General features: G+C 62.9%; 23 protein-coding genes. 17 read left to right on the top strand and 6 right to left on the bottom strand.

Annotation, left to right across the window (positions count from 1 at the left end):
- Positions 1 to 164: 164 nt before the first annotated feature.
- From hslV to AC07SZ_RS13615, 5 genes are all read left to right on the top strand, one after another.
- Entirely contained in the window at positions 165 to 716 is a 552-nt protein-coding gene (gene hslV, locus AC07SZ_RS13635; RefSeq protein ID WP_056568887.1) for an ATP-dependent protease subunit HslV, read from the top strand.
- The gene (locus AC07SZ_RS13630; RefSeq protein WP_056568884.1) at positions 706 to 1257 is read left to right on the top strand and encodes a GNAT family N-acetyltransferase; all 552 of its coding nucleotides are present in this window, start codon (positions 706 to 708) and stop codon (positions 1255 to 1257) included. Before hslV ends, AC07SZ_RS13630 begins: the two co-directional genes overlap by 11 nt.
- Before the next feature lie 3 nt (positions 1258 to 1260).
- On the top strand, positions 1261 to 1860 hold the full coding sequence (locus tag AC07SZ_RS13625) for a DUF2585 domain-containing protein (protein WP_056568881.1): 600 nt from the start codon (positions 1261 to 1263) through the stop codon (positions 1858 to 1860).
- A gap of 4 nt (positions 1861 to 1864) precedes the next feature.
- Positions 1865 to 3175 carry an ATP-dependent protease ATPase subunit HslU gene (gene hslU, locus AC07SZ_RS13620; protein WP_172371209.1) on the top strand — a complete coding sequence of 437 codons (1311 nt, stop codon included), beginning with the start codon at positions 1865 to 1867 and terminating at the stop codon, positions 3173 to 3175.
- A gap of 171 nt (positions 3176 to 3346) precedes the next feature.
- Positions 3347 to 4306 (top strand): DUF1402 family protein, encoded by a 960-nt coding sequence (locus tag AC07SZ_RS13615; RefSeq protein WP_494914639.1) that lies wholly within the window; start codon positions 3347 to 3349, stop codon positions 4304 to 4306.
- Between the two features lie 25 nt (positions 4307 to 4331).
- On the opposite strand, the gene AC07SZ_RS13610 is transcribed toward AC07SZ_RS13615, so the two are convergent.
- The 4 genes from AC07SZ_RS13610 to AC07SZ_RS13595 form a co-directional block, all read right to left on the bottom strand.
- On the bottom strand, positions 4332 to 4535 hold the full coding sequence (locus tag AC07SZ_RS13610) for a hypothetical protein (RefSeq protein ID WP_172371213.1): 204 nt from the start codon (positions 4533 to 4535) through the stop codon (positions 4332 to 4334).
- Positions 4536 to 4575: 40 nt separating this feature from the next.
- Complete coding sequence (locus AC07SZ_RS13605) at positions 4576 to 5805, bottom strand: NAD(P)/FAD-dependent oxidoreductase (RefSeq protein ID WP_081294955.1); 1230 nt, start codon at positions 5803 to 5805, stop codon at positions 4576 to 4578.
- Between the two features lie 5 nt (positions 5806 to 5810).
- Positions 5811 to 6125: a Rieske (2Fe-2S) protein gene (locus AC07SZ_RS13600; protein ID WP_056568867.1), complete on the bottom strand. Its 315-nt coding sequence runs from the start codon at positions 6123 to 6125 to the stop codon at positions 5811 to 5813.
- A 116-nt stretch (positions 6126 to 6241) separates the two neighbouring features.
- The gene (locus AC07SZ_RS13595; RefSeq protein ID WP_172371215.1) at positions 6242 to 7333 is read right to left on the bottom strand and encodes a fatty acid desaturase family protein; all 1092 of its coding nucleotides are present in this window, start codon (positions 7331 to 7333) and stop codon (positions 6242 to 6244) included.
- Between the two features lie 167 nt (positions 7334 to 7500).
- Here AC07SZ_RS13595 and AC07SZ_RS13590 point away from each other — a divergent pair, with 167 nt between their 5' ends.
- The 10 genes from AC07SZ_RS13590 to AC07SZ_RS13545 all read left to right on the top strand — a co-directional run bounded on the left by AC07SZ_RS13590 (position 7501) and on the right by AC07SZ_RS13545 (position 16909).
- The gene (locus AC07SZ_RS13590; RefSeq protein WP_056568860.1) at positions 7501 to 8532 is read left to right on the top strand and encodes a LacI family DNA-binding transcriptional regulator; all 1032 of its coding nucleotides are present in this window, start codon (positions 7501 to 7503) and stop codon (positions 8530 to 8532) included.
- A gap of 69 nt (positions 8533 to 8601) precedes the next feature.
- Entirely contained in the window at positions 8602 to 9396 is a 795-nt protein-coding gene (locus tag AC07SZ_RS13585; RefSeq protein WP_056568857.1) for a hypothetical protein, read from the top strand.
- A 371-nt stretch (positions 9397 to 9767) separates the two neighbouring features.
- Positions 9768 to 10709 (top strand): sugar ABC transporter substrate-binding protein, encoded by a 942-nt coding sequence (locus tag AC07SZ_RS13580; RefSeq protein ID WP_056568850.1) that lies wholly within the window; start codon positions 9768 to 9770, stop codon positions 10707 to 10709.
- Positions 10710 to 10818: 109 nt separating this feature from the next.
- A complete protein-coding gene (locus AC07SZ_RS13575) occupies positions 10819 to 11895 on the top strand; it encodes an ABC transporter permease (protein ID WP_056568846.1) in 1077 nt (358 codons plus the stop codon).
- A 2-nt stretch (positions 11896 to 11897) separates the two neighbouring features.
- The gene (locus tag AC07SZ_RS13570) at positions 11898 to 12665 is read left to right on the top strand and encodes an ATP-binding cassette domain-containing protein (protein ID WP_027040720.1); all 768 of its coding nucleotides are present in this window, start codon (positions 11898 to 11900) and stop codon (positions 12663 to 12665) included.
- A 119-nt stretch (positions 12666 to 12784) separates the two neighbouring features.
- Entirely contained in the window at positions 12785 to 13780 is a 996-nt protein-coding gene (gene iolG / locus AC07SZ_RS13565; protein ID WP_056568843.1) for an inositol 2-dehydrogenase, read from the top strand.
- Between the two features lie 26 nt (positions 13781 to 13806).
- On the top strand, positions 13807 to 14601 hold the full coding sequence (locus tag AC07SZ_RS13560) for an SDR family oxidoreductase (protein ID WP_056568841.1): 795 nt from the start codon (positions 13807 to 13809) through the stop codon (positions 14599 to 14601).
- A gap of 84 nt (positions 14602 to 14685) precedes the next feature.
- Positions 14686 to 14949: a type II toxin-antitoxin system Phd/YefM family antitoxin gene (locus tag AC07SZ_RS13555; RefSeq protein WP_056570294.1), complete on the top strand. Its 264-nt coding sequence runs from the start codon at positions 14686 to 14688 to the stop codon at positions 14947 to 14949.
- Complete coding sequence (locus AC07SZ_RS13550; protein ID WP_065005419.1) at positions 14946 to 15368, top strand: type II toxin-antitoxin system VapC family toxin; 423 nt, start codon at positions 14946 to 14948, stop codon at positions 15366 to 15368. The genes AC07SZ_RS13555 and AC07SZ_RS13550 overlap by 4 nt, the downstream gene beginning before the upstream one ends.
- A gap of 449 nt (positions 15369 to 15817) precedes the next feature.
- Positions 15818 to 16909, top strand: coding sequence for a 3-deoxy-7-phosphoheptulonate synthase (locus tag AC07SZ_RS13545; protein WP_172371219.1), 1092 nt, complete (start codon positions 15818 to 15820; stop codon positions 16907 to 16909).
- Positions 16910 to 16956: 47 nt separating this feature from the next.
- On the opposite strand, the gene AC07SZ_RS13540 is transcribed toward AC07SZ_RS13545, so the two are convergent.
- Entirely contained in the window at positions 16957 to 17592 is a 636-nt protein-coding gene (locus AC07SZ_RS13540) for a LysE family translocator (protein ID WP_494914635.1), read from the bottom strand.
- Positions 17593 to 17721: 129 nt separating this feature from the next.
- On the opposite strand from AC07SZ_RS13540, the gene AC07SZ_RS13535 reads away from it, so the two are divergent.
- On the top strand, positions 17722 to 18417 hold the full coding sequence (locus tag AC07SZ_RS13535; RefSeq protein ID WP_172371221.1) for a helix-turn-helix transcriptional regulator: 696 nt from the start codon (positions 17722 to 17724) through the stop codon (positions 18415 to 18417).
- Positions 18418 to 18429: 12 nt separating this feature from the next.
- Here the strand turns inward: AC07SZ_RS13535 and AC07SZ_RS13530 are convergent, their stop codons facing one another.
- Positions 18430 to 19539 carry a Gfo/Idh/MocA family protein gene (locus AC07SZ_RS13530; protein ID WP_494914634.1) on the bottom strand — a complete coding sequence of 370 codons (1110 nt, stop codon included), beginning with the start codon at positions 19537 to 19539 and terminating at the stop codon, positions 18430 to 18432.
- A 238-nt stretch (positions 19540 to 19777) separates the two neighbouring features.
- On the opposite strand from AC07SZ_RS13530, the gene AC07SZ_RS13525 reads away from it, so the two are divergent.
- Complete coding sequence (locus tag AC07SZ_RS13525) at positions 19778 to 20623, top strand: MurR/RpiR family transcriptional regulator (protein ID WP_494914632.1); 846 nt, start codon at positions 19778 to 19780, stop codon at positions 20621 to 20623.
- The last annotated feature ends 3 nt before the right edge of the window (positions 20624 to 20626 follow it).

Below are 20626 nucleotides of genomic sequence, written 5' to 3'. Positions count from 1 at the left end.
CCTTCTATCAGCATGATCCGGCGATTGCCAGTTGCCTCGGACAAAGCTATCGGGCCTTGCCGGAGAGGCGATTTGCAATCATTGGTCCGGTGCATACATATGGCCGATAAATCACTCGTACCGCGCCAATCGCCTTTTGGGATCGCGCGAATCGGAGCCAGGAAATGTCTGATAATCTGACCATGCACGCCACGACCATCGTGACGGTGCGCAAGGGCAACAAGGTGGTGATTGCTGGCGACGGCCAGGTCAGCCTTGGCCAGACCATCATGAAGGGCAATGCCCGTAAAGTGCGCCGCATCGGCAAGGGCGGCAATGTGATTGCCGGCTTCGCGGGCGCCACCGCCGACGCCTTCACGCTGCTCGAGCGGCTGGAAGCCAAGCTCGAGCAGTATCCCGACCAGCTGACGCGCGCCTGCGTCGAACTTGCCAAGGACTGGCGCACCGACCGCTATCTGCGCCGGCTCGAGGCGATGATGCTGGTGGCCGACAAGTCGGTCTCGCTGGCGCTGACCGGCACCGGCGACGTGCTCGAACCCGAATTTGGCGTCATGGCCATCGGGTCGGGCGGCAATTACGCACTGGCCGCGGCGCGCGCCTTGATGGACACCGACAAGGACGCCGAGGAAATCGCCCGCAAGGCAATGCAGATCGCTTCCGACATCTGCGTCTACACCAACAACAATTTCGTCGTCGAAACGCTCGATGCCGGTTGAGCAGCTCTACGATTTTCGGCCGGTGACCACGAAAGACCTGCCGATGATCGCCGGCTGGCTGGCCGAGCCCGAGGTCGCTCGGTGGTGGAACGATCCGGAGACGGAAATCGCCGAGATCCGCGATCATATCGACTCGATTTCGGTCGAGCCGCTGATCGTCGAACTCGATGGCAAACCGATCGCCTATCTGCAGAGCTACGATCCACATATGGAAGACGACCATCCCTATGCCGACCAGCCGTTCGGCACGCTCGGCATCGACCTGTCGATCGGCCGGCCTGAACTGATCGGCATCGGCCATGGCTCGGCGATCGTGCGCCAATTCGTCGAGGACCTGTTCAGGGAAGGCGTGCCGCGCGTCATCATCGATCCGGACCCGGCCAATATCAGGGCCATCCGCGCCTATGAAAAAGCCGGATTCCGGGCCATTGATCGCAGGCAATCGGTCTATGGCAACGTGGTGCTGATGGCTATCGATGCTGAAGAGGGCGACGCTGAAGAGGGCGATGCCGAAGAAGGCGACGGGAAAGAGGGGCTATAGGGCATGAACGCATCCGGCGAGGAGAAGAACCTCTCGGCCTACGAAAACAGCTGGCGGATGGGGTTGCTGATCGTTGCCGGGCTTGTCATCGTCCAAGCCGGCACGCTCTATCTGATGGGCCGGACGCCGATCTGCACATGCGGCTACGTCAAGCTCTGGCATGGCGTGGTGAACAGTTCCGAGAATTCCCAGCACATTTCGGACTGGTACACCTTCTCGCACATCATCCACGGCTTCCTGTTCTACGCGCTGGCACGGTTCCTGTTCCCACGCTCGCCGATCGGCCTGAGGCTGGCGTTCGCCGTTCTCATCGAAGGCGGCTGGGAATTGCTCGAGAACAGCCCGTTCATCATCGACCGCTACCGCGCCGGCACCATCTCGCTCGACTATTACGGCGACAGCATCATCAATTCGGTGTCCGACACACTGGCCATGGTGCTGGGATTTGTGATGGCGCGAAGGCTACCTATATGGGTGATCGTCAGCCTCGCCATCCTTTTTGAACTGGGTACCGGCTACCTCATCCGGGACAATCTGACACTCAACGTGATCATGCTGCTGCATCCGTTCGAGGCCATCAAGCAGTGGCAAAGTGGAATTTAGTGATATGAGCACATTTTCTCCCCGCGAAATCGTTTCGGAACTCGACCGCTTCATCATCGGCCAGAAGGACGCCAAGCGCGCCGTGGCCATCGCCTTGCGCAACCGCTGGCGCCGCCAGCAGCTGGAAGGCCAGATGCGCGAAGAGGTGATGCCGAAGAACATCCTGATGATCGGACCGACCGGCGTCGGCAAGACCGAGATCTCGCGCCGCCTGGCGCGCCTGGCCGGTGCGCCTTTCGTCAAGGTCGAGGCAACCAAGTTCACCGAAGTCGGCTATGTCGGCCGTGACGTCGAGCAGATCATCCGCGATCTCGTCGAGATCTCCATCGGCCTGGTGCGCGAGAAGATGCGCGAGGACGTCAAGGCGCGCGCCCACATCAATGCCGAGGAACGCGTTCTGGAAGCGCTGGTCGGCAAGACGGCGAGCCCGGCGACGCGCGACAGCTTCCGCAAGAAGCTGCGCGACGGCGAACTCGACGACAAGGAGATCGAGATCGAAGTGGCCGATACCGGCAATGGCGGCATGCCCGGTTTCGAGATCCCCGGCATGCCGGGCGCCAATATCGGCGTGCTCAACATCAACGACATGCTGTCCAAGGCGATGGGCGGCAAGAAGACCAAGCTGCGCAAGACCACGGTGAAGGAATCCTATGATCTGCTGGTCAGTGACGAGTCCGACAAGCTGCTCGACCAGGACGAGGTGGTGCGCCGGGCGCTCGATGCCGCGGAAAATGACGGGATCGTCTTCCTCGACGAGATCGACAAGATCGCCGCCAGGTCGGATATTTCGGGCGGGCCTTCGCGCGAAGGCGTGCAGCGCGACCTGCTGCCGCTGGTCGAAGGCACCACGGTGGCGACCAAATACGGGCCGCTGAAGACGGACCACATCCTGTTCATCGCTTCAGGCGCCTTCCACGTCTCGAAGCCGTCAGACCTGTTGCCGGAATTGCAGGGCCGCCTGCCGATCCGCGTCGAGCTGCGCGCGCTGGAGAAGGAGGATTTCGTCCGCATCCTGACCGAGACGGAAGCGAGCCTGATCAAGCAGTATATCGCGCTGATGAAGACGGAGGGCGTCGACCTGACCTTCACCGACGACGCCATCGATTCACTCGCCGGCATCGCCGTCGATCTCAACGCCAGCGTCGAGAATATCGGCGCCAGGCGGCTGCAGACGGTGATGGAACGGGTGCTGGACGAGATCTCCTACGACGCGCCCGACCGCAACGGCACGAGCGTCACCATCGACGCCGCCTATGTGGAAAAGCATGTCGGCGATCTGTCCAGAAACACAGATTTGTCGCGATTCATCCTGTAACGACAGCTCTGGAGGTTCCGGCGCCGGATCAGGCAAAACCGTTCCGGCGGAAATCATGTGTGGCCAGATGGTACCATCTGGCCACCTTTCGTCTTGCCGGCGAAAAGCGCGCTCTCGACTCAGCCCGGAGCATTACCCTAGTTTGCGCGGTATACCTGAAGGCGGCGGCGCATGAAAAAATTCATTCTGGTCATTCTCGGCTTGACGCTGGCGGCGACGCTTTTCGTCGCTGATGCGGCGACATTGGTGCCGCCGGGAAACCGCAATGCCGAGCAGCCCGACATTCCCGGCGCATCGAGCCGGCGCACCCAGGCGACCAACACCACCTTCCAGGCGAAATACCGCAAGGTCTACGCCCTGCTGCAGAATGACGCCGATCTGCGCGCCAAGATCAAGAAGGCCGCTTCCGCCTACGGCATTGATCCCTTGCACATCGTCGGCGCCATCGTCGGCGAGCACACCTACAATGTCGACGCCTATGACCGGCTGCAGACCTACTACGTCAAGGCGATCTCCTATCTCTCCAGCAAACTGTCCTTCGCCTATGACGGCGAGGACGTCACCGATTTCGTGCAGCGGCCGGAGTTCAAGAAATGCGCCGCAATGTCGGACAGCTACGACCTTTGGGAATGCCGCGAACAAGTCTGGAACCATTCGTTTCGCGGCAAAACGGTCGGCGGGACAAGCTTTCCCGATGACCGCTTCGGCGCCACCTTCTTCCAGCCCTACTATGCCGGCCAGACCTTCGGCCTTGGCCAGCTCAACCCCTTGACGGCACTGCAGATGAGCGATCTCGTGCACAAGGTCTCCGGCCTGCCGAGGCTCGATGTCGGCGACCCCAATTCGGTCTACAAAACCATCATGGATCCCGACCTGACGCTGCCCTACGTCGCCGCGACGATCAGGAAATCGATCGATGCCTACAAGAGCATCGCCGGCTTCGACATTTCGGGAAATCCGGGGCTGACCGCCACGCTCTATAATGTCGGCAATCCGGAGCAGCGTGCCTATGCGCTGAAGGCGGAGAACGACAAGCGTCGCGCCGCCGGTGAACAGGTGAAGCTGCCGGAGGAGAATTATTACGGCTGGCTGGTCAACGACAAGCTGCCGGAACTCAAGGCGCTTTTCTAGATCGCTTCAGGGAACCCGCAGAACCCTACGTCTGCCTGTCGCCGTCTTCGATTTTGGCAAGTGCATTCAGCTGCGCTTCGCTGATCTCCGCGCCGCTCTTGTCCAGAATGATGATACCCACGGCCTTGCCGCGCCGCAGTGCTTCGAGACGCGCGACAGCCTCTTTCGCGGCGGCGAAATCATCCCTGATCTGCGCGACCGAAATGCCGTAGAGGATCGAATAAGACATGAGCCGGAAACCTGGAGCAACCCGCGCAGGCTAGCACGGCTCAAGCCGCCAGCAACGACTTCAGCTTTACGGCCTGCGATCCCAGCGCCTCCGGCGCCGGCCTGGCCTGCTTGCCGATCAGCATTTCGGCCAGCCTGATGTCACGGGCGACCGCGTTGCCGGGACCGATGCCGCTGGCCGCCACCAGCCTGCCGTCCTCGGCCAGGTGGAAGAGGATGAAGGCGCCGTCGCCGAGATCGCGCCGCACGGTGCCGCGGCCTTCGTCGGCAAGGCCGGATATCTGCAGGGTGAGCCCATACTGATCCGACCAGAACCACGGCACCGCCACATGCGCCTCGCCGGCACCAAGCATGTTCCTGGCGGCAAGCGCGCCCTGTTCCTGCGCATTGCGCCAGGCCTCCAGCCGCACGCGGCGGCCGCCATAGACGGCAAGCGGGAACGAACAGCAGTCGCCGGCGGCAAAGATATCGGGATCGCTGCTGCGCAGCTCGGCATCGACCGCGATGCCGTTTTCAATGGCCAGCCCGGCCTCGGCCGCGAGCCCGGTCGCCGGCACGGCGCCGATGCCGATGATGGCGAGATCGGCTGTGATCTCGCGTCCGCCGGCAAGCGCGATACGCACTTGTTCCCCGTCGTCGGCAATGGACGCAATGCCTTCACCGCACAGGATGTCGACGCCTTCGGCGACATGCGCCGCATGGATAATTTCGGCGATCTCGGCCGGGACGCCGCGCATCAGGATGCGCGGCTGGGCCTCGATGACAGTGACCGCAGCGGCGAGCTTGCGGGCCGCGGCGGCGAGTTCGAGGCCGATGAAGCCGCCGCCGATGACGGCGATGCGGTTGTCCGCGCGGAGGTGGGCGCGAATGGCCAGCGCATCGGCGAATGTCCTGAGATAAACGCAGCGCTTGCCGAGGCCAGGCATCTGCAGTCTGCGCGGGGTCGAGCCGGTGGCCAGCAGCAACTTGTCGTAGGGCAGGACCGAACCGTCCGACAGGCGCACCGTATGGGCGGCGCGATCGATCGCCACGGCCCTGACGGAACGAATATGCCGGATCGATTTCTCGGCCAGGATCGCGTCGCTGGCGATCGCCTTGATTTCCGGCACGTCGCTGGCCATCGCGTCCTTGGACAAAGGCGGACGTTCGTAGGGCAGATGCGGCTCGTCGCCGACCAGCGTCACCGGCCCGCCATAGCCAAGATCGCGCAGCGCAAGAGCCGCCCGCCCGCCGCATTCGCCGGCCCCGATGATGACCATTGCGCGCGCCATCTCCGTCACCCGATCTGCACGAGGACTTTGCCGCCCTCGACCTTGACCGGATAGGTCCTGAGGCTGACGCAGACCGGCGCGCCCCTGGCCGCGCCGGTCTTGTAGTTGAAGCGGCCATTGTGTTTGGGGCATTCGATGATGTCGTCCATCACCAGGCCGTCGGCAAGATGCACCTTCTCATGCGTGCAGAGCCCGTCCGTGGCGAAGTATTCGTCGTCGGGACTGCGATAGATGGCGAAGGTGCGCCCGCCATGATCGAAGCGCATCACGTCCTCTTCATCGATGTCATCGGCAGCACACGCCTCGACCCAGTCGCTCATTCAGTCCTCCGCAAAAGCAATTCCAGGAAAGGTGCGCAACGGTTTCCCGGGAAAGCGCTTGGCGCTTTCCCCCAGGGAATTGCGTTGAAACAAAGAGTGCAGATCGGATGCCACGATCATTCCGCCGCGGCGGCGACGGCATCGCCATGGAATTCCTCGCGGTACGGCCTGGCGGTCGGCGGCAGTTCGCGCTTAAGGAAGTAATCCTCGTTGCGCAGCTGGCGCAGGAAGACCGGGATCATCTCGCGGTAGCCGGCCAGGATGGATGGCGTCGGCGCCGGCAGATCATGCTTGATCAGCGCATGCAGCTTGGGTAGCGCGTGGTACGGCACCATCGGGAACATGTGATGCTCCACATGATAGTTCATGTTCCAGTAGATGAAGCGGCTGATCGGGTTCATGTAGACGGTACGGCTGTTGAGCCGGTGGTCGATGACATTGTCGGCGAGGCCGCCATGCTGCAGCAGGCCGACCATGACGTGGTGCCAGGCGCCATAGAGCCTGGGCAGGCCGACCAGCATCAAGGGCAGGAACGATCCGGTGTAGAGCGCCAGCGCCATGGTCGCGGCATAGATCGCGGTCCAGATGCGGGCAACACGGATCGCCTTGCCCTGCTCCTGCTCGGGAATGAAGGTTTTTTCCGCCGCGCTGATGTTGCCGGCGGCGTTGCGCAGCATGTCCGACATCGCATGCCAGGCATCGAGCACGCCGACAAAGCCAAGGACGGCGCGCACCAGGTCGGGCGGCCGCATGACAGAGATTTCCGGGTCGCGGCCGACGATGACGGTGTCTGTGTGGTGGCGCGTGTGGCTCCAGCGCCAGGTCACCGGGTTGCGCATGATCATGAAGCAGGCGATCTGATAGATCGCATCATTCATCCACTGCGTCCGGAAGGCCGTGCCGTGGCCGCATTCATGCCAGCGTGAATCGGTGGACGAGCCGTAGAGAACGCCATAGACGAAGAAGAACGGTACGCACCACCAGGTGCCCCAGAACCAGGCGCCGCCGGCGCCGCTGACGATGAGGGCGGCCAGCCAGATCGCGGTGTCGCGGATCGCCGGCCCGTCGGAGCGCTGCATCAGCTCCTTCATCTGCTTGCGGGACACGTCGGTGTGATACCACTCGGCGGCCGACAGGCCGTTCTCCACGGCGAGCTTGGCGTCGCGGCCGATCAGGCTGTAGTCACGCCGGGACGGCGCTGTCGTCATGGTTGCCTCCCTCGGCAGGGCATCCGCCCAGGCGAATGCCGCTTGCCCATTGGCCTCGAACCTAAAAATACCGCCGAGCCATGATAGACTCAATATCACAAAGATAGTTTCTATCATTTACTATCAGAATGATGTATCCATGTGTTGGGACTCGAACGAGGGCGATCATGGCGAAACGGCCGACCATCACCGATCTGGCGCGCATTTCCGGCGTCAGCGTTGCCACGGTGGACCGGGTGCTCAACAACCGCCTGCCGGTGCGCGAGGAAACCGCCCGCCGCGTCTACGAGACGGCGACCGAGATCGGCTATCACGCCGCCGGCCTGATCAAGCAGCGGATGCGCCATGAGCTGCCGGAGTACCGGCTCGGCTTCCTGCTGTTGCGAGGCAATGACGTGTTCTATTCGGAGTTCGCGCGGCAGCTCGAGCTCGCGGTGTCGCAATCACAGCGCTTCCGCGGCGTCGCGATCATCGATTTCGCCAGTTCGCTGACGCCGGACGAAATCGTCGAACGCACGCGCAAGCTGGCGGCCAAATGCAGGGCCGTCGCGCTGGTCGGGCCGGATCACCCGACGCTGACGGTCGTCGTCGAGGAGATGAAGGCCCAGGGGTTGCCGGTGTTTTCGTTACTGTCCGATTTCGCGGCCGGCATTCGCGAGGGTTATGTCGGCCTCGACAACCGCAAGGTCGGCCGCACCGCGGCCTGGATGATCTCGAAAGCGGCGAAACGGCCGGGCAAGGTCGCGCTCTTCGTCGGCAGCCACCGCTTCCACGGGCATGAGCTGCGCGAGATCGGCTTCCGCTCCTTCTTCCGCGAACAGGCGCCGGACTTCACCTTGCTTGAAACGCTGGTCAATCTCGAGGCCAACCAGATCACGCAGGATACGCTGCTCGATGTTCTCGCCCGCCATCCCGATCTGGTCGGCTGCTATGTCGCCGGCGGCGGCATGGAAGGCGCGGTCGCGGCACTGAGGCAAGCCAGGCCGGCGGAGATGCCGGCGGTGATCTGCAACGAGATCACCGCGGTCTCACGTTCGGCCCTGGCCGACGGCATCCTGACGATGGTGATCTCGACACCGCTGGCCGCACTTTGCCGCGAGCTCATGGACCTGATGGCGCATGCCATCGAGACCGGCGCCGCGAACGCACCGGGGCAGACCTTCCTGCCGTTCGAAATCTACCTGCCCGAGAATATCTAGCGATGCATCGCGCTTCCAGGCATGGCCGGCCGAGTTGACGCAGAATCCGGTCGCCAATATAGACCGCTAATGGGTGAGGACAGGTTTGGGTACATCGCCTTTGGCAAGGATGCTCTCTATGCTCGTGGAGCGCTTTTCAGCGCCCTTCGGCTGTTGCACTACACGCCAGGAGCCAGAATTTCAGTCCTGACGGACCGGCCAGGCGTTTTCGACGGCTATCCGATCGAAGCGATCGAGCTTACCGCCAAGGAAATGACCGAGATGTCTTTCGGCGATCGGTACCTGTTTGGCATCAAGGCCGCCGGCATCATTGAGCTGTTGCGGCGTTGCGATCGCCTGTTTTTCATGGATACCGACATCTACCCCGTCGGCAATGTATCGAGATGCTTCGGAAAAATCTCCGCCTCGCACTCGATCATGAGAAAATGCGAAGGGACACCAAAGGCCGCCGCCTACCGGGCAATCGCGGATAAGGGATTCTTGCTTGGCGACCAGCGGCTGTCGGGACGTGAGCCGATGTGGAATAGCGGCGTCGTGGGTGTCCACAATTCCAATCTCCCGGCGCTGGCTGACGCTTACCAGGCCATCGAGCAAATGATCGGCGTGGTCAGAGCGCACACGGCCGAACAGTTCTGCATTGGTGTGGCGTTATCGCAGCACGGCCGCTCCATAAGCGGACATTGGCTGCCCCTGCGGAACTATAACACCAGGGGCCGAAAGCTATTTGCCAGGCAGCGCATCGAAGCCTTTTTCGAGCGCGCCAATCAGCTGACCTTAAGTCAACAGATCGAGTCTGCGGCGAAATACCGGATATCGCGGGCTCCCCTCGACTTGTTGATGCAGCGGGACATCTGGCACTTCTAGGCCGATCGCCGCAGCCCATCACGGGCCCATCACCGATATCCCCGGACTTGCCTCGGCTTTGGGTCAGCCTCGCACCGAGCACGCGCGCCCCAACCCGCATCGACGCCGCTTTTCCGCATCGGCCAAAATCGAGCGTCCGGTTTTGGAATCGCCCTTGACGCCTCGTGGCAAAATGGAATAAATATTTCACCAACTGTACATTTTGGTTCTTTCGTTCCGGAACGTCTGTTTCAAACGGCGAGTTTGGCGTTCCAGCCGATGCAGGGCCCTGCAGCGCGGAACGAAACGATATCAGGGAGAGATTCCCCGGGGAGATCGGGGATTCCGGAGAAATCGGTGCAACCGGACACCAAAAGTGGAGGAGAGATACAATGAAGAAACTGCTTTTGGGCGTCGCCTTCGCGGCGCTGATGAGTTCATCGGCCATGGCCGCCAAGATCGGCGTATCGATGGCCAAGTTCGACGACAACTTCCTCACCGTGCTGCGCAACGGCATGATCGCGCAGGCAAAGGGCATGAGCGGCGTCGAGCTGCAGGTCGAGGACGCGCAGAACGACGTCGCCAAGCAACTCGATCAGATCAAGAACTTCGCCGCTTCGGGCGTTGACGCCATCATCGTCAACCCTGTCGACACCTCGGCGACGCAGGCGATGTCGGACGCCGCGGCAGCCGCCAAGATCCCACTGGTCTACGTCAACCGCGAGCCTGTCAATGTGAACTCGCTGCCGGACAACCAGGCCTTCGTCGCCTCGAACGAAGCCGATTCCGGCACGCTTGAGACCAAGGAAGTCTGCCGCCTGTTCAAGGAAGCCGGCAAGAAGGAGGCCAATGTCTATGTGATCATGGGCGAGCTTTCCAACCAGGCCGCCGTGCAGCGCACCAAGGACATCGAAGAGGTGATCGCCACGCCGGACTGCAGCTTCATCAAGATCATCGACAAGCAGACCTCGAACTGGAACCGCGACGAGGCGCAGAACCTGATGACCAACTGGCTGTCGACCGGCAAGAAGTTCGATGGCGTCATCGCCAACAATGACGAAAGCGCCATCGGCGCGATCCAGGCGATGAAGGCCGCCAACATCGACATGAAGTCGGTTGTCGTCGGCGGCGTCGACGCCACCCAGGACGCTCTGGCGGCGATGCAGGCGGGCGACCTTGATGCAACCGTGTTCCAGGACGCGGCCGGCCAGGGTGCCGGCGCGTTGGATGCGGCGCTCAAGCTGTCCAAGGGTGAGAAGGTCGAGCACAAGGTCTACGTGCCGTTCCAGCTCGTCACCCCGGCCAACATCGACAAGTTCCTGAAGAAGAACTGAGCCGCGGACATATGGAGCGGCGCTTTCGCGCCAAGGAAGGCGCCGCTCCTCTTTCCCTCAGCGCCTGAAGGCGATCGAGGAACGACCGCGGCTGACGGAGGATAGAAGATTGTCACAGACATCCCATGGCGTTGGAGGGCTCACCTACGATGCGAAGAAGCGCGCATGGCCGGCCGAACTCAATGTCTTCCTGGCGCTTGTCATCCTCGTCGTCGCCTTCGAAGTGATCGGGCGGGTCTTTCTCGGCGACAGTTTCCTGTTCAACACGCGCAGCGACGTCGGCGGGATCTTCAACGAGGCGCGCCTGCAGATCATCATCCTGCAGGTGTCGATCGTCGGCATCATCGCCATCGGCGTGACGCAGGTGATCATCACCGGAGGTATCGACCTGTCCTCGGGTTCGATTGTCGGCGCCACCGCCATGATCGCCATGAGTTTCGCCCAGGTGGCAACCGTCAACGGCAACCCAAATCCCAAGGCGATGTTCCTGGCACAAGGCTGGACCGACCTGCCTGTGATCGTGCCACTGCTGGTCGCGATCGGCTGCGGCTTGCTGGCCGGCCTCGTCAATGGCTCATTGATCGCCTACACGCGCATTCCGCCCTTCATCGCCACGCTCGGCATGATGGTCACCGCGCGCGGCATCGCCAAATGGTGGTCCAAGGGCCAGCCGATCTCTTTTCCCACCGACAGTTTCGCGGCGATCGGCAAGGGCTTGATGCCGGTCATCATCTTCCTGTCGCTGGCGGTGCTGTTCCAGCTGGTCATGACCTACACAAGATACGGCAAGCACTGTTATGCGATCGGCTCCAACGAGGACGCCGCGCGCATGTCCGGCATCAAGATCGCCAATCACAAGATCCTCGTCTACGCCATCGCCGGCATACTCGCCGCGCTCGCCGCCGTGGTGCTGAGCTCCAAGAACTTGACCGCGCAGTCCGGCATGGGCGTGATGTACGAACTCGACGCCATCGCCATGGCGGTCATCGGCGGCGTCTCGCTGTCGGGCGGCCGCGGCTCGATCATCGGCACGGTGATCGGTTCGCTGATCTTCGGCGTCATCATCTCCGGCTTCACCTTCCTGCGCCTCGACGCCTACTACCAGGAGATGGTCAAGGGCGTGATCATCGTCGGCGCGGTCGTTCTCGACCAGTGGCGCCAACGCCTGCGGGCATTGAGGGCTTGACCATGTCAGACATCGTCCTGAAGACCGAAAACCTCACCAAGCGCTATGGCGGTGTGCATGCGCTGGAAGGCGCCAACTTCGAGCTGCGCAAGGGCGAGCATGTCGCCATCATGGGTGACAATGGCGCCGGCAAGTCGACCTTCGTGCGCCAGATCACCGCCGTGGAGCAGCGCACCAGCGGCCAGATCTGGTTCGACGGCAAGGAAGTGAATTTTGCCGGGCCGATCGAGGCCCGCACGGCGGGCATCGAGACGGTGTTCCAGAACCTGGCATTGGCCGATGATCTCGACGTGCCGTCGAACCTGTTCCTCGGCCGCGAAAAGGTGCTGTTCAATCTCGGGCCATTCTCGATCCTCGACCGCAAATACATGCGCAAGGCAACCGAAGCGGCACTGATCCGCACGGCGGTGAAGATCCCCAATCTCTCCAACACCATCCGCCACATGTCGGGCGGCCAGCGTCAGTGCGTGGCAATCGCCAGGACGGCGACCTTCGCCTCCAAGCTGATCATCATGGACGAGCCGACGGCGGCCCTTGGCGTGCAGGAGACGGCGCAGGTCGAAAACATCATCCGTACGCTGAAAGACAATGGCGAGCCGCTGATCCTGATCAGCCACAATATGCGCCAGGTGTTCGACCTGTGCGACCGCATCGTCGTCTTTCGGCGCGGCCGCATCGTCGCCAATCTGCGCAAGGAGAACACCGACGGCCAGGACATCGTCTCCTACATCACCGGCGCCAAGACCGGAGAGGCGGAACTCGCGGCCTAGGCGGAGTGGTTGCCCGGTTCCGGGACGATCCGCCGCGCCAGGAAAATACCCAGCCACCTTTCCCTGACAGAAAGGTCAGGACACAACTCTCTCGAACCCATCCCTCAGAGGAAATATCCATGACTGTTCGTTTCGCCCTCCTCGGTGCCGGCCGCATCGGCAAGGTCCATGCCCGCGCCGTCGGCTCCAACCCCGATGCAAAACTGGTGGCGGTGGCCGATGCTTTCGACAAGGCGGCTAAGGAGCTGGCGAGCGCCTATGGCGCCGAGGTGCGCACCATCGACGCCATCGAGACATCCAAAGACATCGACGCCGTCGTCATCTGCACGCCGACCGACACCCATGCCGATCTGATCGAGCGTTTCGCCAAGGCCGGCAAGGCGATCTTCTGCGAGAAGCCGATCGACCTTAACGTCAAGCGGGTGGAGAAGTGCCTGGCCGTGGTCGAGAAGGCCAAGGCGACGCTGATGGTGGGTTTCAACAGGCGCTTCGACCCGCATTTCGCCGCCGTGCGCAAGGCCATCGACGACGGCGCCATCGGCACGGTCGAGATGGTCACCATCACGTCGCGCGATCCCGGCCCGCCGCCGGTCGACTACATCAAGCGCTCGGGCGGCATTTTCCGCGACATGACCATTCATGATTTCGACATGGCGCGCTTCCTGCTCGGCGAAGAACCTGTCGCCGTGAGCGCGCACGCCTCGGTGCTCGTCGACAAGAAAATCGGCGAAGCCGGCGATTTTGATAGCGTCAGCGTCATCCTGGAGACGGCTTCGGGCAAGCAGGCGATCATTTCGAACTCGCGCCGCGCCACCTATGGCTACGACCAGCGCATCGAGGTGCATGGCTCGAAAGGCATGATCGCGGCCGAAAACCAGCGGCCGGTGTCGATCGAGCTGGCCAACGAGAAGGGTTATACGCGCCCGCCTTTGCACGACTTCTTCATGACCCGCTATCTCGACGCCTATGCCAATGAGATTGCCGCCTTCATCACGGCCGCGACAAAGGGCAAGAAGGCGACGCCAAGTGGCGCCGACGGCCTCGTGGCGCTGAAGCTGGCCGATGCGGCGCTGAAATCGGCGACATCAGGCAAGACCGTCCGTCTCGACAAGTAAGAATTCCAAGACACAGGAGCAGAGCGATGAGCGTATCCGCCGATCGTAATTCACAGACACGCGCCATCGTCACCGGCGGCGCGCAAGGCATCGGCTTCGCCGTCGCCGAGGCACTCGCCGACGAGGGCTGCCGGGCGCTGGCGCTTATCGGCCGCTCGCAGGAGAAGGGCGACAAGGCCGTCGCCACCCTCAAGAAGTCGGGCGTCGACGCCATCTTCATCAGCGCCGACGTTTCCAAGGTGGCCGACTGCAAGCGCGCGGTGGCAACCGCGCTCTCGCATTTCGGCACCATCAACGCGCTGGTCAATGCCGCCGCGACGTCGGCGCGCGGCTCGCTGGTCGAGACATCGGAAGAGCTTTTCGATCAGATCTTCGACACCAATGTGCGCGGCCCGTTCTTCCTGATGCAGGGCGTGGTGGCGCATCTCCTGGAGAAGAAGGCTTCCGGCTCGATCGTCAATGTTCTGTCGATGTCGGCACATACCGGCCAGTCCTTCCTGACGCCCTATTCGACCAGCAAGGGCGCGCTGATGACGCTGACCAAGAACGTCGCCAACGCCTATCGCTTCAACCGCATCCGCTGCAACGCGGTGCTGCCGGGCTGGATGGATACCGAGGGCGAGGACCTCGTGCAGAAGAAATGGCATGACGCCCCGGACGACTGGCTGGCGAAAGCCGAAGCCGCACAGCCGATGGGCCAGCTGGTCAAGCCGGACCAACTCGCCCGGCTGATCAGCTACATGGTCAGCCCGCAATCGGGGGTCATGACCGGATCGCTGGTCGACTACGACCAGAGCGTTGCGGGGTCGTCACCGGAGTAGGTTCAACCAGTAGCCTCGCGCCTGTTGCTGCAGCATCGCCATTCCCATATAGTCAAGATAGTCAGACTAGTCATGGAGATTGAGATGCTGCCTGTGGCCAAAGATACGAGCTGGACGGTCGCTGGGGCAAAGGCTCGGCTCTCGGAGGTTATCGAGCGCGCGCAGTCTTCTCCGCAGACGATCACCAAAAACGGCAAACCAAGCGTGGTTGTCGTCTCGGCCGAGGAATGGCAGCGAAAGACCGCGCGCAAGGGTACGCTTGCGCAGTTCCTGCTGGAGTCACCGCTGCGCGGCGCCGATCTCGACCTCGAGCGCCAGCGTGACGAACCGCGTGACCTGCCGCTGTGAGGCTGCTGCTCGATACGAATGTCCTGTCCGAGGTGACAAGGCCGGGGCCAGACGCGCGCGTTCTGGACTGGCTGGACGGGCTTGATGAGGATCGCTCATTCATCAGTGTCGTGTCGATCGCCGAGATCCGGCGTGGCGTCGCCCTCATGGACGAGGGCCGGAAACGCAAGGCACTGGCCGAATGGCTCGCCCGAGACCTGCCGCAGCGTTTCGAGCAAAGGATTTTGCCTGTGGACGAGCCGGTTGCCCTGGCCTGGGGCGACCTTATAGGCCTTGCGAAGCGTCGCGGTCGCGGCCTGTCGTCAATGGACGGGCTGATCGCAGCCACGGCGATTGCGCAGCGGCTAACCTTGGTAACGCGCAATACCAGGGATTTCGAAGGCTTTGGGATAGAACTCCTCGATCCCTGGACGGCATGAAGTTTGGCGGGAACGTCCATCACTTCGTCATCCACGGGCGGAGCAAGGAGCGCAGCGACGCGGCGCGGACCCTGGACTCCATGCCGGGGCTCGAAAGCGTTGCCGCGGTGCAGAATTCTGCTTCGCTGCACCCTTCGACCGAGGTCGCGGAATGGATCCCAGGGTCTCCGCGACGGAGCTTGGCTCCTGCTTCGCCCAGGGATGACAAAATCGCGAGGGTTCGGCCTCCCCGGAATTGACTGCCATCAAAGACGTGACAAGCGCCTCGGCTTCGATTATATGAGCGGCATGATCCACCTGTCCGCCACCTATTGGTACTTTAGCAGCTCGCTGGCGGCGGGAGGATTGCGCTCGATCTGAAGATTGCAGCAACAACATCCGAACAGCCGCCAGACCTGGCGGCTTTTTTGTTTGAGCCGGCAGGTCTCCTAAACCAGGAGCAGAAAGCCGTGTTGACCACCACAGACGACCTTCGGGTCAAGGAAATCCGAGAACTGAGCACGCCGGACCAGGTGATGCGGGAAATCCCGCGCACGCTGACGGCGACGCGCACCGTCAGCGCGTCACGCAATGCCATCCACGCCATTCTGAACGGGTCCGACGACCGGTTGCTCGTCGTCGTCGGGCCCTGTTCGATCCACGATCCGGTCGCGGCCGTTGATTATGCCAGCCGTCTGGCGGCGCTGCGCGAAACCCTGTCCGACCGGCTCGAGATCGTCATGCGGGTCTACTTCGAGAAGCCGCGCACCACGGTCGGCTGGAAAGGGCTGATCAACGATCCCGACCTTGACGGCAGCTTCAACATCGACAAGGGGCTGCGGATGGCGCGCAATGTGCTGTCGGCCGTCAACAATCTCGGCCTGCCGGCGGCGACCGAATTCCTCGACATGACCACCCCGCAATACATTGCCGACCTCGTCGCCTGGGGCGCGATCGGCGCGCGCACGACCGAGAGCCAGATCCACCGTGAACTGGCATCGGGCCTGTCCTGCCCGGTCGGCTTCAAGAACGGCACCGACGGCAATCTCAGGATCGCCGGCGAGGCGGTGAAATCCGCTGCCCAGCCGCACCATTTCATGGCGGTGACCAAGGGCGGACGCAGCGGCATCGCGACCACCACCGGCAATGAGGACTGCCATGTCATCCTGCGCGGCGGCGTCCTGCCCAATTATGACGCGGCGAGCGTCGAGGCGGCCTCGGTCGAACTCGCCCGCATCGGCGTCGCGCCAAGGCTGATGATCGATGTCAGCCACGCCAACTCGAGCAAGAAGCCGGAGAACCAGCCAAAGGTGGCGGCCGACGTGGCAGGCCAGGTCGCGGCGGGCGACGAGCGCATCATCGGCTTGATGATCGAGAGCAATCTCGTCGCCGGACGACAGGACGTCGTGCCTGGCAAGCCGCTGGTCTACGGCCAGAGCATCACCGATGGCTGTATCGACTGGGCGACCACCGAGACCGTATTGCACGGCCTTGCCGGTGCCGTCGAATGGCGCCGGTCGGCGCGCCGCGCCATGCTGGAGAGCCGGCAGGGAGCCGCCTGATCTGGCCGGAGACAAGGCAGGGCGGCGGTTCCCGTTTCAGCCGGGGATCATGCCGCCCTCAGCCCCTCCCATGCCGTAAACACCGCAACCGCAAAGAGCAGCAGCCCGGCCGCCCGGCCCGCAAGAGTGGTCGCCCGCGGATTGGCGATCAGAAGGTTGCGGCTGCGGCCAGCCGTGATCGCGAGCCCACCATAGATCGCGGCCTGGGTCAGGACCGTCATCAGGCCCATGATTGTCGCTTGCATCCAGATCGGGCCGTAATCCGGTCTCAGAAACTGCGGATAGACGGCAAGCACGAACAAGTATGCCTTCGGATTAATCAGGCAGGTCACCAGTCCCTGCCGAAACGCCTTCCATGCCGAGCGGCTGCCGGCAGGCCCGTCCTGACCGACGGTGATGGAGCTGCGCATCAACGAGATGCCGATGAAGGCCATGTAGGCGGCGCCGGCGATCAGCAGCGGCTTGAACAGGATCGGCACGAAATGCATCAGAAGCCCGACGCCGATGGCGCCGTTCAGCGTGTGCACCATGCCGCCGACTATGATGCCGCCGGTCGCGGCCAAGCCCCTGTCGCGGCCGCCGGTCAGCGCATTGGCCAGCACGAACAGCATATCCATGCCCGGAACGATGATGATGCCGAGCAGGAGGATAAAGAAAAGCCAGAGATTTTCCGCGTAGCCCATGTCAGTTGCCTGCCGCCCCGATCCGCCATGTCGCTGCGGAACCTGTTGATTTTCAAGTCGATAGGCAGTCCTATAGGTCTACCCAACTGACAATGGTGTGTCAGTTGGGATCGAAGCCGGGTGAGGAAAATGCGCAAGGCGTCACGCCTGTTCGAGATCATCCAGATCCTGCGTCTGGCGCGGCAGCCGGTGACGGCGGCCATGATTGCCGAGCGGCTGGAAGTGACGATCCGTTCGATCTATCGCGACATCGCCGCGCTGCAGGCGATGCGCGTGCCGATCGAGGGCGGGCGCGGCATCGGCTATATACTGCGCCCCGGCTTCGACCTGCCGCCGCTGATGTTTTCGATCGAGGAGATGGAGGCGATCGTGCTGTCGTTGGCGCTGCTGGAGCGCACGGGGGACGATGAGCTCAAACAGGCCGCCAAGCGGGTCAGCGCCAAGATCGCCGGCGCGGTGCCACCGCCCTTGCGCCAGACGCTCGACGCCAATGCGCTGCATGCGTGGGGGTTCGCCGCACCTTCGGCCGGCGCGATCGACCTGGCGCTGGTGCGCCGCGCCATCCGCGACGAGGAAAAGCTGGACCTCTCCTACCGCGACGAAATGGGCCGCGCCTCCGAGCGGCTCATCCGTCCGATCGCGCTTATCTATTACGCCGAGACCGCCAACATCGTCGCCTGGTGCGAGCTGCGCCAGGCGATCCGCAATTTCCGCAGCGACCGGATCGAGGATTGCCAGCCGACCGGGCTGCGCTTCAAGGGCGAAGGCGACCGCTTGCGGCAGATCTGGGTCGACGGCTGGGAAACCCCGGCGGTCGGCGGCTGAGGCGCGCTTGTATTATCGCACGTCCACCCAGCGTTTTTCCTGGAACGAGCGCGCCATGGCGTGCACGGTGCGTTCGATCTCCAGACCTTCGGCGAATTCGATGAGCCGCGCCGGTTTGCCGGCGAGCCGCGTCAGCAATTCGTGACACTCGATGATCTTGAGGTCGTTGAAGCCGAGATTGTGGCCGGGCGCCGGCAGGAAGGCGTCGTAGGGTCTGTGATGCGGCGCCATCAGGATGGTGCGGTAGCCCTGTTCGGTCGGACGATCCGCGGTGACATAGAGCTGGATCTCGTTCATCCGCTCCTGGTCGAACAGGATCGACCCTTTCGAACCGAAAATCTGGATGGCGATGCGGCCCTTGCGGCCCCAGGCCGAGCGGTTGACCTGAAGCGTGCCGGCGATGCCGTTTTCCAGATGCATCAGCACACTGGCGATATCATAGGTCTCCACCGCGCGGCGTCCGCCGGCCGCGAGCTTCCGGTCGGCATAGGGCTTGGCCATGTCGCAGATGACGCTGGCGACGCGGCCGAACAGCGCCGAGACCAGCGACAGCGGATGCACGGCGAAATCGTCGAGCGCGCCATAGCCGGAAGACGCCTCGTGCTTCCAGAAGAACAGGGCCTCGGGATCGGCCATGAAATCCTCGTCCATCTCGATGCGCAGATGGTTGACCTCGCCGATGATCTTCTCCTCGAGCAGCGCGCCGATGTGGCGGATGGCCGGGCTCTGGATGTAATTGTAGCCAAGCGCCGCGATCTTGCCTGATATCTTCGCCGCGGTCGTCATCGCCTCTGCCTCGGCAAAACTTGGCGCCATCGGCTTTTCGCACCACAAATGCTTGCCGGCCTCGAGAACAGCGATGGCCATTTCCGGATGGAACTGGTTGGGCGTGGTCAGCGAGACAATGTCGACCTCCGGGTCGTTGACGACGGCGCGCCAGTCGCCGGAGGCCTTGGCGAAGCCGAATTCGCCGGCTTTGCGTCGGGCCAACTCGTCATTGACCTCGCCGAGATGGACGAGCCTGGGCTTGGCGACATCCGGAAAGACGGCGCCGACGGCACTCCACGCGATGGCATGGCATTTGCCCATGAAGCCCGTGCCGATAAGACCGACGCCAACCATGTTCCGTTTCTCCGCTGCCTCAAGTACCGCGTGGATGAATTAATCCATTTTTTCTTGGAATGGAATGTCTGCCTCATTTTTTATGGCGTTCTTGCGCAGGCTCGCTATGATGGGGCAGAGAGGACGCTTCCAATGCATGCCGCCCAAAAGTGCGCAGCGGTTTTGGACAACGACATGCATGGAAGCAAACGGTCTGAAGCGCCCTGACGCGCCTTGGACAAGCTTGGACGGGCCGACGATGGACGAACGGGTACCTCGCGACTTCGAGACGCTGCGCGCCACGATCCTCGATCGTCGCGAAACCCTGCCGAAACGCATCGCGCAGATCGCCGCCTATGCGCTCGACAATCCCGACGATATCGCCTTCGGCACCGCCGCCAGCATCGCCGCCTCGGCCGGCGTGCAGCCCTCGACCCTGATCCGGTTCGCGCAGCAGCTTGGCTTCGACGGCTTCACCAGCCTGCAGCAGGTGTTCCGCGAGCGGCTGCGCGAGCGCAACTCGTCCTACGACGAACGGTTGCAGGCCTTGCGCGCCAAGGCCGAGGGCGGCGCCGGCCATCGCGCCATCTTCGATGGATTCGTCGCCGCCGCCAGCACCTCGCTCAACGACATTTCGCGTACGCTGGACGACGCGCATCTGGAAGACGCGATTTCGCTGCTGGCAAAAGCGCAGACCATCTACGTGCTGGCCAAGCGCCGCTCCTACCCGGTGGCGACCTATATCGCCTATGCGCTGGGCAAGCTGAAGATCCGCAACCAGCTGATCGAATCGGCCGCCGGCCTGAACGCCGAGATGGTCGGCTTCGCCACGCCGGCGGACGCCGTCATCGCCATCTCCTTCTCCCCCTATGCGCCGGCCACCATCGAGGAAGCACGCACCATCTCCGAACAGGGCGTGCCGATCGTCGCCATCACCGACAGCTCATTCTCGCCGCTTGCCCAGTTCGCCAGGGTCTGGTTCGAGGTTGCCGAGGCGGACTTCGCCGGCTTCCGTTCATTGTCGGCGACGATGGCGCTGGCCATGGCGATGACTGTCGGCGTTGGGGAGAAACGGCGCGACGCAAGCCGCAAGCGCAAGGCCTGAGCC

The organism is Mesorhizobium sp. GW821-FHT07A06, from assembly GCF_059419085.1.
This window is presented reverse-complemented; position numbering and strand designations above follow the sequence as displayed.

Bases quoted from the DNA above. Each gene is read 5' to 3' on its own strand.
- hslV (WP_056568887.1), top strand. From the start codon at position 165: ATGTCTGATAATCTGACCATGCACGCCACGACCATCGTGACGGTGCGC.
- AC07SZ_RS13630 (WP_056568884.1), top strand. From the start codon at position 706: ATGCCGGTTGAGCAGCTCTACGATTTTCGGCCGGTGACCACGAAAGAC.
- AC07SZ_RS13625 (WP_056568881.1), top strand. From the start codon at position 1,261: ATGAACGCATCCGGCGAGGAGAAGAACCTCTCGGCCTACGAAAACAGC.
- hslU (WP_172371209.1), top strand. From the start codon at position 1,865: ATGAGCACATTTTCTCCCCGCGAAATCGTTTCGGAACTCGACCGCTTC.
- AC07SZ_RS13615 (WP_494914639.1), top strand. From the start codon at position 3,347: ATGAAAAAATTCATTCTGGTCATTCTCGGCTTGACGCTGGCGGCGACG.
- AC07SZ_RS13610 (WP_172371213.1), bottom strand. From the start codon at position 4,535: ATGTCTTATTCGATCCTCTACGGCATTTCGGTCGCGCAGATCAGGGAT.
- AC07SZ_RS13605 (WP_081294955.1), bottom strand. From the start codon at position 5,805: ATGGCGCGCGCAATGGTCATCATCGGGGCCGGCGAATGCGGCGGGCGG.
- AC07SZ_RS13600 (WP_056568867.1), bottom strand. From the start codon at position 6,125: ATGAGCGACTGGGTCGAGGCGTGTGCTGCCGATGACATCGATGAAGAG.
- AC07SZ_RS13595 (WP_172371215.1), bottom strand. From the start codon at position 7,333: ATGACGACAGCGCCGTCCCGGCGTGACTACAGCCTGATCGGCCGCGAC.
- AC07SZ_RS13590 (WP_056568860.1), top strand. From the start codon at position 7,501: ATGGCGAAACGGCCGACCATCACCGATCTGGCGCGCATTTCCGGCGTC.
- AC07SZ_RS13585 (WP_056568857.1), top strand. From the start codon at position 8,602: ATGGGTGAGGACAGGTTTGGGTACATCGCCTTTGGCAAGGATGCTCTC.
- AC07SZ_RS13580 (WP_056568850.1), top strand. From the start codon at position 9,768: ATGAAGAAACTGCTTTTGGGCGTCGCCTTCGCGGCGCTGATGAGTTCA.
- AC07SZ_RS13570 (WP_027040720.1), top strand. From the start codon at position 11,898: ATGTCAGACATCGTCCTGAAGACCGAAAACCTCACCAAGCGCTATGGC.
- iolG (WP_056568843.1), top strand. From the start codon at position 12,785: ATGACTGTTCGTTTCGCCCTCCTCGGTGCCGGCCGCATCGGCAAGGTC.
- AC07SZ_RS13560 (WP_056568841.1), top strand. From the start codon at position 13,807: ATGAGCGTATCCGCCGATCGTAATTCACAGACACGCGCCATCGTCACC.
- AC07SZ_RS13555 (WP_056570294.1), top strand. From the start codon at position 14,686: ATGCTGCCTGTGGCCAAAGATACGAGCTGGACGGTCGCTGGGGCAAAG.
- AC07SZ_RS13540 (WP_494914635.1), bottom strand. From the start codon at position 17,592: ATGGGCTACGCGGAAAATCTCTGGCTTTTCTTTATCCTCCTGCTCGGC.
- AC07SZ_RS13535 (WP_172371221.1), top strand. From the start codon at position 17,722: ATGCGCAAGGCGTCACGCCTGTTCGAGATCATCCAGATCCTGCGTCTG.
- AC07SZ_RS13530 (WP_494914634.1), bottom strand. From the start codon at position 19,539: ATGGTTGGCGTCGGTCTTATCGGCACGGGCTTCATGGGCAAATGCCAT.
- AC07SZ_RS13525 (WP_494914632.1), top strand. From the start codon at position 19,778: ATGGACGAACGGGTACCTCGCGACTTCGAGACGCTGCGCGCCACGATC.